Origin of the sequence: Nitratireductor pacificus pht-3B, from assembly GCF_000300335.1 — a bacterium.
In the GTDB taxonomy this organism is placed as follows: Bacteria; Pseudomonadota; Alphaproteobacteria; order Rhizobiales; family Rhizobiaceae; genus Nitratireductor; species Nitratireductor pacificus.
The window spans coordinates 1-14336 of record NZ_AMRM01000030.1; the positions used below are offsets into that span (position 1 = coordinate 1).

Annotated in this window: 21 protein-coding genes; 12 read left to right on the forward strand and 9 right to left on the reverse strand. The window is 59.1% G+C overall.

All coding sequences use genetic code 11. The annotated features are described in order from the left end of the window. A partial coding sequence (locus tag NA2_RS19805; RefSeq protein ID WP_008599020.1) for a site-specific integrase occupies positions 1-671 on the forward strand: 671 nt, incomplete at its 5' end. 187 nt (positions 672-858) lie between these two features. Here the strand turns inward: NA2_RS19805 and NA2_RS19810 are convergent. Continuing rightward, a complete protein-coding gene (locus NA2_RS19810; RefSeq protein ID WP_008599021.1) occupies positions 859-1578 on the reverse strand; it encodes a helix-turn-helix transcriptional regulator in 720 nt (239 codons plus the stop codon). Between the two features lie 203 nt (positions 1579-1781). On the opposite strand from NA2_RS19810, the gene NA2_RS19815 reads away from it, so the two are divergent. Next, the gene (locus NA2_RS19815; RefSeq protein ID WP_008599022.1) at positions 1782-2213 is read left to right on the forward strand and encodes a RidA family protein; all 432 of its coding nucleotides are present in this window, start codon (positions 1782-1784) and stop codon (positions 2211-2213) included. Between the two features lie 22 nt (positions 2214-2235). Here the strand turns inward: NA2_RS19815 and mgtE are convergent, their stop codons facing one another. Then, positions 2236-3600, reverse strand: coding sequence for a magnesium transporter (gene mgtE / locus NA2_RS19820; protein WP_051011702.1), 1365 nt, complete (start codon positions 3598-3600; stop codon positions 2236-2238). Between the two features lie 333 nt (positions 3601-3933). Here mgtE and NA2_RS19825 point away from each other — a divergent pair, with 333 nt between their 5' ends. Beyond that, the gene (locus NA2_RS19825; protein WP_157188333.1) at positions 3934-4200 is read left to right on the forward strand and encodes a hypothetical protein; all 267 of its coding nucleotides are present in this window, start codon (positions 3934-3936) and stop codon (positions 4198-4200) included. Between the two features lie 336 nt (positions 4201-4536). Here NA2_RS19825 and NA2_RS19830 read toward each other — a convergent pair whose 3' ends face one another. Continuing rightward, positions 4537-5196: a histidine phosphatase family protein gene (locus NA2_RS19830; protein WP_008599026.1), complete on the reverse strand. Its 660-nt coding sequence runs from the start codon at positions 5194-5196 to the stop codon at positions 4537-4539. 1082 nt (positions 5197-6278) lie between these two features. Here NA2_RS19830 and NA2_RS19835 point away from each other — a divergent pair. Continuing rightward, positions 6279-6545: a hypothetical protein gene (locus NA2_RS19835; protein ID WP_008599027.1), complete on the forward strand. Its 267-nt coding sequence runs from the start codon at positions 6279-6281 to the stop codon at positions 6543-6545. A 104-nt stretch (positions 6546-6649) separates the two neighbouring features. Here NA2_RS19835 and NA2_RS21650 read toward each other — a convergent pair whose 3' ends face one another. After that, on the reverse strand, positions 6650-6856 hold the full coding sequence (locus NA2_RS21650; protein ID WP_008599028.1) for a cold-shock protein: 207 nt from the start codon (positions 6854-6856) through the stop codon (positions 6650-6652). A gap of 529 nt (positions 6857-7385) precedes the next feature. Here NA2_RS21650 and NA2_RS22200 point away from each other — a divergent pair. Further along, positions 7386-7568, forward strand: coding sequence for a hypothetical protein (locus NA2_RS22200; RefSeq protein ID WP_192814195.1), 183 nt, complete (start codon positions 7386-7388; stop codon positions 7566-7568). A gap of 207 nt (positions 7569-7775) precedes the next feature. Here NA2_RS22200 and NA2_RS19840 read toward each other — a convergent pair whose 3' ends face one another. Further along, on the reverse strand, positions 7776-8114 hold the full coding sequence (locus NA2_RS19840; protein WP_051011698.1) for a hypothetical protein: 339 nt from the start codon (positions 8112-8114) through the stop codon (positions 7776-7778). Between the two features lie 165 nt (positions 8115-8279). Here NA2_RS19840 and NA2_RS19845 point away from each other — a divergent pair, with 165 nt between their 5' ends. The 7 genes from NA2_RS19845 (at position 8280) to NA2_RS22075 (ending at position 12519) form a co-directional block, all read left to right on the forward strand. Then, a complete protein-coding gene (locus NA2_RS19845) occupies positions 8280-8636 on the forward strand; it encodes a hypothetical protein (protein WP_008599031.1) in 357 nt (118 codons plus the stop codon). Next, complete coding sequence (locus NA2_RS19850) at positions 8621-8824, forward strand: hypothetical protein (RefSeq protein WP_008599032.1); 204 nt, start codon at positions 8621-8623, stop codon at positions 8822-8824. The genes NA2_RS19845 and NA2_RS19850 overlap by 16 nt, the downstream gene beginning before the upstream one ends. Then, entirely contained in the window at positions 8821-9066 is a 246-nt protein-coding gene (locus NA2_RS19855; RefSeq protein WP_008599034.1) for a hypothetical protein, read from the forward strand. Before NA2_RS19850 ends, NA2_RS19855 begins: the two co-directional genes overlap by 4 nt. A 54-nt stretch (positions 9067-9120) precedes the next feature. Continuing rightward, a complete protein-coding gene (locus NA2_RS19860) occupies positions 9121-9387 on the forward strand; it encodes a hypothetical protein (protein ID WP_008599036.1) in 267 nt (88 codons plus the stop codon). Positions 9388-9390: 3 nt separating this feature from the next. Next, positions 9391-10044, forward strand: coding sequence for an SOS response-associated peptidase (locus NA2_RS19865; RefSeq protein ID WP_040678747.1), 654 nt, complete (start codon positions 9391-9393; stop codon positions 10042-10044). Beyond that, positions 10041-10277: a hypothetical protein gene (locus tag NA2_RS19870; RefSeq protein WP_008599038.1), complete on the forward strand. Its 237-nt coding sequence runs from the start codon at positions 10041-10043 to the stop codon at positions 10275-10277. Before NA2_RS19865 ends, NA2_RS19870 begins: the two co-directional genes overlap by 4 nt. Before the next feature lie 193 nt (positions 10278-10470). After that, on the forward strand, positions 10471-12519 hold the full coding sequence (locus NA2_RS22075) for an ATP-binding protein (RefSeq protein WP_210161293.1): 2049 nt from the start codon (positions 10471-10473) through the stop codon (positions 12517-12519). Positions 12520-12642: 123 nt separating this feature from the next. Here NA2_RS22075 and NA2_RS21655 read toward each other — a convergent pair whose 3' ends face one another. Genes NA2_RS21655 through NA2_RS21815 form a run of 4 tightly spaced genes read right to left on the reverse strand, consistent with a single transcriptional unit; the run spans position 12643 to position 14318 of the window. Continuing rightward, a complete protein-coding gene (locus tag NA2_RS21655) occupies positions 12643-12984 on the reverse strand; it encodes a DUF1515 family protein (RefSeq protein ID WP_040678753.1) in 342 nt (113 codons plus the stop codon). A 5-nt stretch (positions 12985-12989) separates the two neighbouring features. Then, on the reverse strand, positions 12990-13157 hold the full coding sequence (locus NA2_RS21660; RefSeq protein ID WP_338009993.1) for a hypothetical protein: 168 nt from the start codon (positions 13155-13157) through the stop codon (positions 12990-12992). Continuing rightward, positions 13147-13395: a hypothetical protein gene (locus NA2_RS19890; protein WP_008599043.1), complete on the reverse strand. Its 249-nt coding sequence runs from the start codon at positions 13393-13395 to the stop codon at positions 13147-13149. The genes NA2_RS21660 and NA2_RS19890 overlap by 11 nt, the downstream gene beginning before the upstream one ends. Continuing rightward, complete coding sequence (locus NA2_RS21815) at positions 13395-14318, reverse strand: peptidoglycan-binding domain-containing protein (protein WP_008599044.1); 924 nt, start codon at positions 14316-14318, stop codon at positions 13395-13397. Before NA2_RS21815 ends, NA2_RS19890 begins: the two co-directional genes overlap by 1 nt. Positions 14319-14336: the final 18 nt, after the last annotated feature.

Consider the following 14336-nt stretch of genomic DNA (forward strand, 5'->3'; position numbering starts at 1 on the left):
GAGGAGATCTAGGGGCTCAGGTCAATATTCCGACGCCGCAGGAGATAAAAGCTCTTCTGGCGTCACTGAGCGGCCACTGGCGCCCATTGCTGGTTACAGCAGTATTCACCGGCATGAGATCGTCCGAACTGCGCGGACTGCGCTGGCAGGACGTGGATCTGACTCGATCGGAAATCAGCGTGAACCAACGCGCCGACGAGTTCGGGCAGATCGGCGCGCCCAAGTCTCACGCGGGTAAACGCACCATTCCAGTTCCTCCACTCGTCATCAATGCGCTGAAAGAGCTGAAGGTCGGCCAGCCTGCGGGGCGATCGCTCGTCTTTGCCAATGCAGATGGGGCACCACGGTCACACACGAACATAATCAACAAGGGCCTTATCCCGGCGATGAAGAAAGCGGGCGTGACGGTGGAGGAACCTGGTACCAATGGCGACACCAGGTTGAAGGCGAAATACACCGGCCTTCATGCCCTTCGCCATTTCTATGCTTCTTGGCTCATCAACCGGAAAGAGGATGGTGGACTCGCCCTCCCTCCGAAAGTGGTGCAAGAGCGCTTGGGGCACGGCTCGATCGTGATGACTTACGACACATACGGCCACTTGTTTCCGCGCGGCGACGACGCCCAGGAATTGGCCGATGCTGCGAGTGCTTTACTGGCGAACGCGACATAGGCGCGACACAGAGGCAAAAAGCCTTTTGATTTCAATATCAGGTAGAGTCCTGCAAATCCGTGCACCCCGATTCGATTCCGGGAGAGGCCTCCAGTTCTCCAGAATATCCTTTTTTTCAGATACTTACAGGCAGCAATCGCTTGCCTGCGGCACCGTGCGGAAAACCGATCCGTCGCAATCCGAAATCCTAGCGCGGCATCTCCCCATAGGGGCAGACATCGTCTTCGAACGGCACGTGCCTGCGCCGGAACGGCGCGCCGTCAACGATTTCCGGGCTGCTTATCCTGTCCATGCGGAAATGGCGGAAGCCGGTCCGGGTCGGGTCCCAGGCGACCAGATACCAGAGCGGCGGGAGGATCAGCATGGCCTGCGGTTCGACGCTGCGCGAGGTCTCCGCGCCCCTGGCGTCACGGTAGAGGAAGCGCAGGTGACGCTGATCGAGAAACGCCGTCTCGAAGGCGGGCAGCAGGGCTGCGTCGATCACCCCCATGTCCGACAGATCCTGTTTCGGCGAAAGCTGTCCGACATAGAGGCAGTCGAGCAGGCGGCGCAGATCGCGCACCTGGTCCGCAGGCAAGGCCTTCTCGATCTTGGCAAGCCCCGCATCGGCCTGATCGGCGAACGGCAGCGAGCGGGCCGCGCGCATGGCGGCGACGCTTATCAGCAGCGCGAACACCTCCGTCACGGAAAGCCGCGCAGCCGTCCGCGCCGATTGCGGATCGAGCTGAAGGCCGCCGCCGCGCCCTGATTCGGAGTGGATGACGAAACCCTGCTCGCGCAGCGCGCCGATGTCGCGCAGGACCGTACGCCGCGAAGCGCCGACCTCCTCCGCGAGATCGTTGACCGTCGAAGTGCCGTTGCGTCGCAGGAGCCGCACGATGGCGTCATGTCGGAGACGGATGTTCATGCGCCAAACCTAGCATATTCGGTGCCAAAATATGGCACCGATTCACGCTAGATGTCCGATCATGGCAGGTCGTTCCGAGCTGTCATGACACATCGCCCCATCAGATCAATCGCTTGTGGGCTGACTCGTCGAAACGGATGGGAACCATCTGCTTCGGCCAGACCACTGGGCGGGCTTCCGGCAATTCATCACGGAGAACGAACATGACGCCACGAGACCCATCATCCGAGAACGGCGCGCTGCCGGTGATCGTCAATCCGCCCCATCTGCACGACCCGACGCCGAACGGTTACAGCACGGCGGTCGTCACGCCCGGCACCGGCCGGCTGGCTTTCATATCGGGCCAGGGCGGGCAGGACCGGACCGGTGCCCTCTCGCCCGATTTCGGGGCGCAGGTGAGGCAGGCCTACGACAATCTTGCCGCGGTCATCGCCGCGCTCGGCGCCAGCCCGGACCGGGTCGTGAAGCTGACGGTCTATGTGGTCGATCACGACATGTCGAAGCTCGGTGTGCTCACCAAGAACGTGATGCGGATTTTCGGCGGCAGCCTTCCCGCGCAGACGCTGGTCCCGGTGCCGAAGCTCGCGATCGACCCCATGCTGTTCGAGGTCGAGGCCGTCGTGCTTCTGGAGTGAGCGCCGTTCCTCCCGTTCCTTCCTACAGAAGGCCGAACCACCAGGTGGCGAGACCGAGAAAGGCGAAGAAGCCGACCACGTCCGTGACGGCGGTGACGAAGACCGACGACGCCACCGCCGGGTCGACCCCGACCCGGTCGAGCAGGAGCGGGATCAGGATGCCGGCAAGCGCGGCGACGAACATGTTGATGATCATGGCGGCGGCGATGATGCCGCCGAGATGGTAGTCCTGGAACCAGGCGGCCGCCACGACGCCGATCAGCACCGCGAAGACCAGGCCGTTCAGGACGCCGACGCCCATTTCGCGGCGGATGATGCGGCCGGCATTGTAGATGTCGATGTCGCGCGTCGCCAGGGCGCGCACGGTGACGGTCATCGTCTGCGAACCGGCATTGCCGCCCATGCCGGCGACGATCGGCATGAGCACCGCCAGCGCCACGATCTTCTCGATCGTCGCGTCGAACAGGCTGATGACCGAGGCGGCGAGAAAGGCGGTCACCAAGTTGACCATCAGCCAGGGAACACGCGAACGGGCGGCCGTCCAGACACGGTCCGACAGTTCCTCGTCGCCGACGCCGCCCATGCGCAGCAGGTCTTCCTCGGCCTCCTGCTGGATGACGTCCACCACGTCATCAATGGTCAGGACGCCGACAAGGCGCTCGTTCTCGTCCACCACGGCGGCCGACAGGAGGTCGTACTTTTCAAAAATCTGCGCCGCCTCTTCCTGATCCATGGTGGCGGGGATGGCGTGACGCGTCTCGCGCATCACATCCTCGATCTTGACGCCGCGCTTGGTGCGCAGGATGCGGTCGAGATCGACGGCGCCGACGAGGCGGAACGTCGGATCGATGACGAAGATCTGCGAAAAGCTCTCGGGCAGGTTCTGCTCTTCGCGCATGTAGTCGATGGTCTGCCCGACCGTCCAGAAAGGCGGCACGGCGACGAACTCCGTCTGCATGCGCCGGCCGGCCGTCTCGTCCGGATATCCGAGCGAGCGGCGCAGGCGCACCCGCTCGGTGAAGGGCAGCTCGGCCAGGATCTCGTCCTGATCCTCCTGGTCGAGGTCCTCGAGGATGTAGACGGCATCGTCCGAATCGAGCTGCTCGACGGCGCGCGCCACCTGCTGGTTCGGCAGGTCTTCCAGAATGTCGAGGCGGATCGCCTCGTCGACCTCGGTCAGCGCCGTATAGTCGAAATCGTCCCCCATCAGGACAACGAGCGCCAGCCGCTGCTCGGGCAGCAGCGCCTCGAGCAGATCGCCGATTTCGGACTGGTGCAGCGTGCTGACGTCCTGACGCAGGGTCAGCGTGTCGCGGTCGGCGATGGCCGCACCGATATGGGCGAGGAAATGCGCGGAAACCACGCCATCCGCATCGTAGATGCCCATATCCGCAGCGCCGCCCGCGCCAGCGTCCGTATCCAGTCCTTCCGGCTCGCTCAAAAACACCTCCCTGGGTGGAGAATAGGTTCTGGGAACAGGTGCAGTCTCTGTTTCCGGCAATACAGAGGCGAAGGGTACACTTCAACCTGCCGCCCCGGTTTCCATGCAAGAAATTCGCCGCCTGGAAAGGCAATGCGGCACGATGGAGACGGTTCCCCTCGCCGCACATCCTGGCACCTGTCAGGACGCAACGCGGCCTGCACCCTTTGAAGGTCGACGCGGGCCGCCCTATATCGGGTCTGGAGTTTTGAACGAAGGACGGCGCGCCGAAGCGGAATCATGGTTCAGAGGATCGTTACCGGGTTGCTCACCACCGTCGTGGTGATGGCAGCCCTGGCGGGCGCGCCAGGTCTTGCCGGCGAGGTCCGTTCCGACGTGGAGAAGCTGCGCGATGCCGAACGCGCCCGCCATCTGGCCGACACGACCGAGCGCATGCTGGAGGCGCAGCACCAGCAATGGCAGGAGCGGCAACGGGACATTCCACGCCTGATCGAGCCGAAACCGCTGCGGCTGGATGTGCCGATGTATGTATCGCCAAAACCCTGAAGCGCCCGGCGACTCCATCATTTCCCCGTGATTCAGGGCTTCCGGAGGCCAGTTTTGCGGGCATATCCGGTAGCCGGCTATTGCTTACCCGGCGTAAACCTGTTTGACTTAGGCTCACTTCAAACGTTCATATCGATACTCAAGAAGCCTCTGGGGGGAGGGTTCACGCGTGTTATACCTGTATGCCTATGTTGCCTGCTGCGTCCTGGCCCTTGTCATCGCCGGACTTGCCGTTCCGCTGTTGACCAACCGCCAATCCGAAAGACGGAACAACTGATCTGCCCTCAGCCCCGTTCGACAGCCAGGCGAAGCGCCCGGCTGCATGAATGCCTGCCCCTAGATCGCCACTGTCCGGCCGCCGCCTTCACACCCCATAGCGCGAAGCAGGGTTGAAGACGGGTTCAGCATCGTCTCCTTGCCCTCGCTCAACAGAAACGCTGCCGTTTGCGGTTCCCGATAGGTCAGGATCGTGTCGCCGGAAGCGCGCGTGTAGATGCCACGCAAAGCCCTCAGTGAACCGCTATGCGTGACCACGACATGTGGGCGCGACGCATCGAGACCATCAAGCCAGGCGCGGACCCGGTCGGTGAATGCGGTGCGGCTCTCCCCGCCCGGCATGCAGTAGTTCCAGGGATCGGCCTCATTGGCTTCGAACTGATCAGGAAGCTGTCGCTGCACCTCCTCGAGAGAGAGCCCTTCCCAGACCCCGTAGCTGCGTTCTGAAAGCCCCTTCTCCTCCACGAAATCCTCGAAGGGAACTGACCAGGTGTCGGCAAGGATGGACGCTGTTTGTCGTGCGCGTCCCAACGGGCTGACCCAGAAACCTGCCCCGTGCAACTCCTCCAGGACAGACGACAGCCGCACCGCGACAGCCAGGGCCTGACGTATTCCATTCACGGTCAGCGGCGTATCCCGAAAGCCCTGCAGGCGCCCGGCCACGTTCCATTGTGTTTCGCCATGTCGAATGACGAGGATCGAAGGCAACTGAGATGTCATGCTGATCTGAACCGCTGTCCGAGGATTGATGCCGTGCTGCCGCATCGAAGCGAAGAACCGTTGTGATGGCAAGGCACAAAGCAATTTTCGGCTCTGGAGGCGCGTCGAGATGGATGCGGCGGGACGACGGGAGTGAGCGGCTCGAAAACGGCAGACGCCAGGCATCTCCTGGCGGCGGCGAAGAGATCAGGAACGCCCGAAGTCCGCACCATGCCGATACAGTGCGCGGAAAAGCCGAAAAAGCCCAGCCATATCGATTTTCTGAAGATCGATTGGTGCGGTCGAGAAGCAACCGCACCCTACCGATAGGATTGTAATTGCTTGATAATTTGCGCCACTAACCCAACAAGAGGTCACGTTAAAGGTCACAATAAAGGGCGAGATAGCACTGCAGTATATGAACTCGCCGATCCGACGCCTTCACTCCACCGGCGGCTTGGCCCAGACATCGGCGCTGCCTGTCCCGACCTTCCGCGGTATGCCGAGCTGGATCGTGATCGCCCCCCTTGGCGAGCCCGCGCGGTCCGCATTTGGAGCAGCGCAACAGCGGAGCGATGTGCCAATGCATCGAGCGGTATTCCCGGCCGAACCGCTCGCACAGCATCGCCAGGTCCAGCTTCGCCCTATGCCCGCAAATCCGGCCCGGGGAGCCACCTTCCATTCTTCATATCACCAGAATCCCAGAACTGCGCGGTTCTTGGCCTTCTGGCATTCGCTCGTGTTGCACGTTTCGTTGCACGTTTTCGCCAGATTCCTGAAGACGGCGAGACGTGCGAAGCTTGGCCTCTCTTTCACAGGGACGGATCGTGCTCTTGTAGTTGGCGGCCTCCGCTGCGATCGATTGCGTCCGCCGACACGATGTGAAACTTTGTCTCGGGCTAGGGGCATCTGATGGGCAACGCCGTTCACTACACGCGAAGGTCAAGAATGCAGGACGCTAGGCCCCGGCTACCGGTGTCGCGCCGTGTTTCGATCGTCGATCAACTCGGCGCCTGGGCTGCTTCCTATGATTTCGCTGATGGCACAAGCAGGGCACGGGCTTCAGGCTACGCGGCCCACTGGCGGCCGGGATACCAATCGTCATGGTGCGAGTAGAGACCGCTCTGTCGGAGCTTAGGGAAATTGTCGCTTCTGGTACGCGTCCAGATATGGCGCGTTGCCGGCGCCTGCTCATTCGCGCCACCAGCGCTATGCCGGATCTGAACCTCGCATCCCTTTTAAGCGATCGCGCCGGGGTTCTGATCGCGACCCTCGAATTGGTGGAAGCGCTTGGCAGCGAGCGGCATTACCAGGTCGACATGGTCATGGATGTGCTGGACGAGATTGAGGAAGCGGGCCGTCCTCAATAGAAGGGCTCATCCGTCAGGTATGGTAGGCTTGATCGGTCACGAGACCGGATGGAATTGTCCAGGAAGCAAAGCGCTTCCTGGACATCCTCGTACCGCCGAAGCGATCAGTTGGACTGCAGGTTGGCAGCAGAGGCGCGTCCGCGATTGTCCTGTTCAATATCAAAAGTCAGGGCTTGGCCTTCAACAAGGCCACCCATACCGGCCCGATCAAGGGCACTGATGTGAACGAATACATCTGCCTCACCGTCATCGCGCTCAATGAACCCGAAGCCCTTCTGGCCGTTGAAAAATTTGACTTTGCCTTGTGGCATGATCGCGATCCTTTCTTGAATCGATCATAGATATGCGCCCCACCGAAGGCAGGACGCAGGACACATCGATTTCAGGAACGAGAATGGCGGGTCGATTTGTCTCTGACACCGCTCGAAGCCAAGCTAGGCCCTAATAACGATCACGCAGCCTACGCCTGCAGCATGAGTTATTCAAGGCATGAGGCCCACCTTTGCCGAATGCAGGCGCATGGGTGCGAATAAGGTGGCTTTTAGCGACCCTTGGGGACTATGCTGCCCTATGACACTAAATCTCGAACTTCTGGCCCAAAATCTATACATTGCAAACGATGGTCGCAGTTGGGCTGATGAGAGCTTGGCTGTGCGAGACAAGTGGTTGAACATCGCTCGCGACCGCTCCAGGGGCTTCGGCCAGCGGTCATCTGCTAGTCGCGAGCACGAAATCCCTCCCAGCGGGGTCCGGCAGACACCGGTAGAGGTGATCGATGAGCCCGGTGAACGCCCGCCGTATTCTAAGAAGCCCGTGGCTTCACGGAAGCGCCAGCAGACAATGACTGAACGTCGCGCTCACCAGACCGACAAGGTTGCACGTCGAATCCTCGAATCTGAAGAGGCAGAACGCCGGCAGAAATCTGAACGCCTCAAGAGCGCAAGGCTTGCTGCCGAAACCAGTCAGGCAAAGGACGACAAGAAACAAAAAAAGCGGGCCAAAGCCCGCTTCCCTCGTGCCTGAGACTTAACGCTGGTGCCGGTACCTTCATGGTCACCACGTCGTCTATCAGATCAATCAAAGGCCGTTACCGGGGAACCTCACCACATATCTTGCAGGACGTTCCGCGCCAGATCAGCCTCTGACAGTGGTCATATGGGCCTTTCCCGACGGGATAGCAAGGGAATAATTCCGAGCCGACACCAAACGCTGGCGAACGAAGACACTCAGTCAGGCATCCCAGAACCGCTTGCGAAGTCCCTTCCCTCGATCCTGTTTCGGATCGAACGAAGCGCCCCCGAATTCGGCCTTGAACTGGATTGCGTCAGTCTCGTCGGCGAAGCAGAAAAGCGTGCAGTCGACGACTTCCCGTCCCGGTCCGCAGCGAATGACGCCTTGCGTCCGCGGCGCCACTGAGCGCCCCTTCAGGAATTCCTGGATCTTGTCGACCAGCCGACCGAGCGGCGGTTCAAGCGCGATCTGGAAGGGATAGAGCTGATCAATGCGAGCTGGCGTGAGCTCGCCTTTGCGGCGTGACATGGTGTAATCCTTCTTGTTCTCGGTCGTCACGTCGCCGCATGCGCGATGAGAACAAAAATGGAACAAACGCTAGACTCGTCAAGCCCCTTCGATATAGGATCATCGAAATCAACAGAGCCACCGGCTTCCTTCTCGCGACGATGACCTGCTCATCGGCGGTCGGGAAAGCTGTGTCTGAAACTCAGGAGCGAGCCGATGACGACGTACACGGTGTTCAACATGGAAGACGATGACGGGATCGAGGACGAAACGGGCCTGACGATCGAGCAGGCCGTCGAGCGCCTGATCGAGCGCTCCGGCTGCACCTATCGGTTCGAGCGCGTCGATGGCGTGATGCACATCCGCGTCGAGCCCTGGCGCTGGTTCGGCCCGCCGGACGGCCTGTCCTCGCTCCTGCCAGACGACGAGGACGCGAAGACCGAGATCATGGAGCGCTTTGCGTCAGGCGCCGCAGACCTCCCTTCTCCCTGGTGCATCGCAGAGGACGAGTTCCACGCGGCCGAAATGAGCAAGACCGAGGACTGGAGCGCAGGCGCATGGACCATCCAGTAAAGCGCCAGGCCGTGCCCGATCCGTACGAGCCGGACGCGGACGCGATCATTGATGCCTGCGGCGGCGATCCGCGGCAGGCGGTGATCGCACTCCTCGGTGAGCGGGATTATCTCGCCGGCCGCGTCGAGGCGCTAGAAGGTGTAGTCAGCTGGGGATACCTTCGGGCTTCGTCAATGAAGGCGCAATGAAATCGAAGGTGAAGGCCATGGCGGATGAACCAGGCAAGATCGACGTCACCAATGAGGTCGAGATGATAGTAGCTGAAGGGAGCTTCGAAAGAGAGCGAAAGGGCGGGTTCTACGAGGCCTATTGCTCCTATCACGGCCCGATCGGTCAGGACTCGCTCTCAATCATTCTGCAGAGAAAAGAAGAACACGAGAAGAAGCCCGGTCCACATGCGGTCAGATACTGGTGGTCGGACGAGCCATAGAAACCACTCGGGGGAGAATTCATCGGTGCGGCACATGTTTCGAGGAGCCGCCAGATGCGCCAGTTCAGGCCACAACACCTTTCAGACGTGGTGTTTTTCACCGCAGACGGGCTGATCCGCCTCAAGGACATCCAGCCCTACTATGTCCTAGGCGCCGTCTGCATGCGTTGCAAATCGATCTCCGAACTGGATCGCCAGGCGCTGGAGCGGCGCTACGGCCGGAACGTCCCGACCTATTGGCTCGCGGAGCGCCTGCGCTGCAAGAGTTGCAAAAACGACCGCAACAATACCATCATGGTCATCAACCAGTGGCCGAGGTGACCCGTGTGCAATCTGTACAATATGACATCGACGCGGCAGGCGATCCGCGACTTCGTGAGGACCACCCGCGAATACCAGTTCAACGAACCGAGCCTGCAGGTCTATCCGAACTACCACGCGCCGATCGTGCGTGTTGGAGAGGATGGCGAGCGCGAGCTCGTCCGCGCCCGATGGGGCCTGCCCACGCCAGACGAGCACGCCGGAAAGAACCACAATTCCGGAACGACGAACGTCCGCAACCCGCATTTCAAGCATTGGGCGCAATGGACCGGCGTCGAGCATCGATGCCTGGTGCCTGCCACGAGCTTTGCCGAGCCTAATCCGGCGGCAAAAGAGGAAGGGCAGCGCGTGCCGAACGCCTGGTTCGCGTTGAACGAGGAGCGACCGCTGTTCGTCTTCGCGGGCCTCTGGACACCGTGGCATGGTAAGCGCATGGCCCGCGAGGATCCTGCAGACCATGAGGTCTATGCCTTCTTGACGACGAAGCCAAACAGCGTCGTCAAGCCCATTCACGACAAGGCGATGCCGGTCATCCTCACCACATCGGATGAAATGGACGCATGGCTTCGAGCGCCGTGGAATGAGGCGAAGGCCCTCCAGCGCCCCCTCCCCGACGATCAGCTCACGATCGTAGACAAGCCGGATGTGCCCGAGTGATCGTCCCGCCGCGCCGTCCCGCCGACGACCCCGACCGCCAGACCGAATGCCAGGCGGCCCTCGAGGCGGAGTTCCAGGGCCTCGCCCAACGCGCCATCGGCGCCGGCTGGAGCGAAAGCGAGGTCGAATTTGCGCTGCTCTGCCTCGCCATGGCTGAAATCCGCCGTCGCGAATGCAATGACGAGACCGACGAGCAGATCAAACGAGCAATTCGGCAGGTGGAAGGGCGATGAGCGAAGACCAGAAGACGCAACACTCGGGCATCTTCGATGCACTAATGCGAACATCTCGGATGCAAACCCGGGAGCCATGTTTCTGGTGGCCCAACAGAAGAATCTCTATTACTAGAATCAACAAGGTAGGCAGCTTGCAATATGCTCCCCTGTGAATGTTCATGAACAAGAACCAGAAAACTTTCAAAACACGATGATCACTGAATCACAGCGACGCCTCATCCACAATGCGCTATCGCCGCAGCTAGAAATAACGTGGGAGGATAACCGCAAGCTGGTCAACACTGAATTGTATGTTGCCCTTATGCGCCCCTCAACCGAGTTGTCTGATACGTTCGGATTCGACAAGGAAATCGCATTCTTCCTTTCCCCCTATCCAACGCTACAGCCGCGTTCAATGCAGGCGTTAGAGCAGATTTGCAGCGAGCATCCTCTGGCCGGACGCATCGATCCAACTGTCGCACTTTTCCACTCACCAGATCCACGGCTTGAGAACTGGATACTTCAGTATCATTCCGAGAATCCCGAAAGCCGAATGATTGTTCCGCTCACCAATGAAACAATCACCCGATGCATCGACGACCGATGGTCCTTGGTAAACGCACTAAAGAAAACACTATTTATACGAAATCTATTCGATTACAAACTACCGCTAAAATCCGATCGATATTTCTATGGTCGGGAAGACATCGTTGCTGCGATCATCGATAATGTTCGAAAATCACAGAACAGCGGTTTATTTGGCTTGCGAAAGACCGGGAAAACATCTGTACTCCTTAAGGTCCAACGAAATCTTCAAAAATCCAAAGATGTCGAAACCATCTTTCTTGACTGTAAGATTAGGCCGATCCGACGATCGTCGTGCGATGATCTAGCCGCCCGAATTATATCCGAGATAGATAAAATATTTGGGAAACGATATTTAAAAGAACTCGGATCGGTCGAAGTATTTGATCTGCTAACTAAATCAATAAGATCGATACCTTCGAAGAAGAAGCTGTGCCTAATATTTGATGAGATCGAGTATATATCGCCAATATCACCGACAGATATACACTGGAGCACAGATTTTATCGATTTCTGGCAAGCACTTTGGACAATTCAGTCGCAGTGCGACAAAATCGCCTTCGTGGTCTGCGGAGTTAATCCAACGGTTTGTGATATAGACCGATTTGACAGCCCTACAGTTCCCGGCAGAACTGTTCAGAACCCTATGTTCAGCATTTTTAATGTTCACTATCTGAAGGGACTATCTCCAGAAAACCTTCGGAATATGATAGAGTTTTTTGGTTCAAGGATGGGGCTCTTCTTTCAGAAAGAGGCAATTGATCTACTATACCAAGAGTATGGCGGTCATCCTTTATTGACGCGATTGGCATGCAGCTTTCAACATGAGCAGCTTGAAGCGCAAGGGTCGGCTCGCCCGACGCGGATCACCAAAGAGGACATTGTGGCGTGCGCTCAGGAACGAGATGCAGAATTGAGCTCGTACTGTGGCCATGTTGTCTCAGAAATTGCCGAGCTGTATCCTGACGAGTATGAGCTACTGAAAACGCTAGCGGCGGGAGAGATCGCAGACTTCGCCGTTCTCGCCAGCCGCCACGAAGACGTGCGACACATTAGAGATTATGGCTTGGTACACGTAGAATCAGGAAGCGTGCCGACGTTTAGAATTCCGGTTGTAAAGCGGTATCTAAAATATACCGAAAGGGATGCGATAGCGAAGGACGAGGCCAACCGTTTTGGCAGCTATGAACAAAGATTAACCTGGGTGAGGCGAAGGTCCCGCTCGATTATTGATGATCTGATATTATTCAATGACGGACGGGAGGAAAGCAGCCTTCCCACAATGTACAGAAAATCCTCAAACCTCAAAGGACATACATTCCTTGATATTGGCGTAGTCGACGACGAGACTAGCGCCGTCGCCTTCTTGGTTCACACTCACAAGCATATCGTTGAGCCAGCTGACAAATTTTTGAGAGGTGGCGTCGCCAAGAACGATATGGTTAAATCTGAGTTGCCAATATTGCGCCACTCTTTCATGAGGTTAAAAGCGTATCGAAATAAATTTTGCCATATCGAGCTGACGCCCGAGACTGAGAAAGCGTATAGCAGCTTTATCAATGAAGATTTTGATGGGATAGATGTTTCCGCAATTGAAGATGGATGGTTTAAGATGCAGAGGCGAGTTTTAGACAATATTCATATTGCCCTGCAGACGGAACTGTCTCGTATTTAGACGAATTATTAGCGATTATTACTTGGATCAGATCGCGAATGATCAAAAAACTGAAACGCCACGCTTTAGATTGACAGATCGACTCCACCTGACAATATCCAATTTCGCTTTGTGTTCTTCTAGCTATGGCGGCGGTCTCCCGGTCAGCCAAGTATAGACGCCGATGATCCATCCGGCGAGAGTGACGACACCAATACCAAGCCGGACAAGCCAACGGCCAAGAGTTCCTGCACCTTGCGCCTGGGTCCTCAGCTTCACCACATCATCAGTGACGGCCTGCATTTGCTCGATCTTCTGCTTGGTCGCATCAACCTCCCCCTCCATATGAGATAGTCTTGTGCTGAACTCATCCAACCGCCGATGCACCACGGCACGGCTGTCATCGGCGCGCTGCAGCCGGTCATCGATCCCCTTCAGTTCTCCCAGTATCTGACCAAGGGTCCGCTCAACGCTGGCATCCGACATTCGCTTCAGCCCTTCGTCTCGCGCCCATGCCGGGCGCATTCCGATGCCGACCAGATCGAGGCCCCGCAAAGCCCCGCAGCGGTCTCGTCGATCTTGCGCTGATCGCCCGGGGTGACGCCTCGGGCGCCGATCAGCGACGTCCCCACCACAGCCCGCAGGCCGTCACTGGTCACAGGTGCCGGTTTCGTGGTCGAACAGCCCGCCAGTGTCGACACAGCGACGATAGCGAGCACGCCAGTCTTCAGCCGCATTGCCGGCCTCCTCATTCTGCTGATTGATCTTTTCGGCGAATGCCGCCTGCTCGGCCGAGCGACCGGCGCGATAAACCGCGAGATGCGACCATGTCAGCGCCCCGAGAACGGCAACCGCCGCCCCGGCGCGCAGCCAGGCGCCGATGGAGAGGCCGAACATCAGGCCAGGCCCTCGCGAATTTCGCGCACGGCGGCCACGATCTGCCTGCGCAGGAGCACAATCAGCAGCAGTACAAGAATGGCGGCGCCGGCGATGACAACGAGTGTCTGCCAATCGACACCCCAAAGAAGCCCACCGCCCACGCCGCCCGCACCGAAGAAGCCGGTGACCTTCTGCCACCAACCGGTCTTCCTTTCGACTTCATCCGCTGCCTTTTCCTTGGCGTCTTCGCGTGCGGCCTCGATCTTCGGCTTGGCCGCCTTCTCGGCCACCGCGTTGCCGATCGCGTCGAGCGTGCGTGGCCCAGCCCATCCGTCGACCGTGAGACCGGCGCGTCCCTGGAAGATGCGCACAGCTCGTTCGGTTTCCTCGCCGAATTCGCCGTCGGCGCGCAACGCGTAGCCGAGTGCGCGAAGGTTATCCTGAAGCTCGCGCACGAACGGCCCGCTGGCGCCGCGGCGAAGAACGCTGTCAGAGGGCGAGACCTCCCCGATCGTGGAACCGTCCACACGCCAATCCTGGACGCTGTCGTAGTGCGCCTTGCTGGCCTTGACGGAGATGTGCACATGCCGACTGTGCTTGTTGGCGCCGGAGTACGGCCGCCACTTCCACGCCGGATGCTTCTGGCCGGACCCGCTGACGATCCGCCCGTTGCATATGATGTACTTGATGCGGGGATCTTTGGACGCGATCAGCGCATCGGCCAGCTTCTGGATGTCGACGCCGCCATTCGGATCGTGCGTAACATCCAGCGCTGTCACCACGCCGACACCAGCATCCTTGATCCACGGATTGTGGTCGGAGGATCGCGAAGCATGGGCTGCGTCGCCTATTGTGCCGTCGCTCGCCTTCGAGCGGGTCGGTGCGGCCGCGTTGATCTGTTTGCGCAGCACTTCGAGGCTGCGCGCAAGGCGCCAGGTCATGGTGTTTCCTTTCAAATT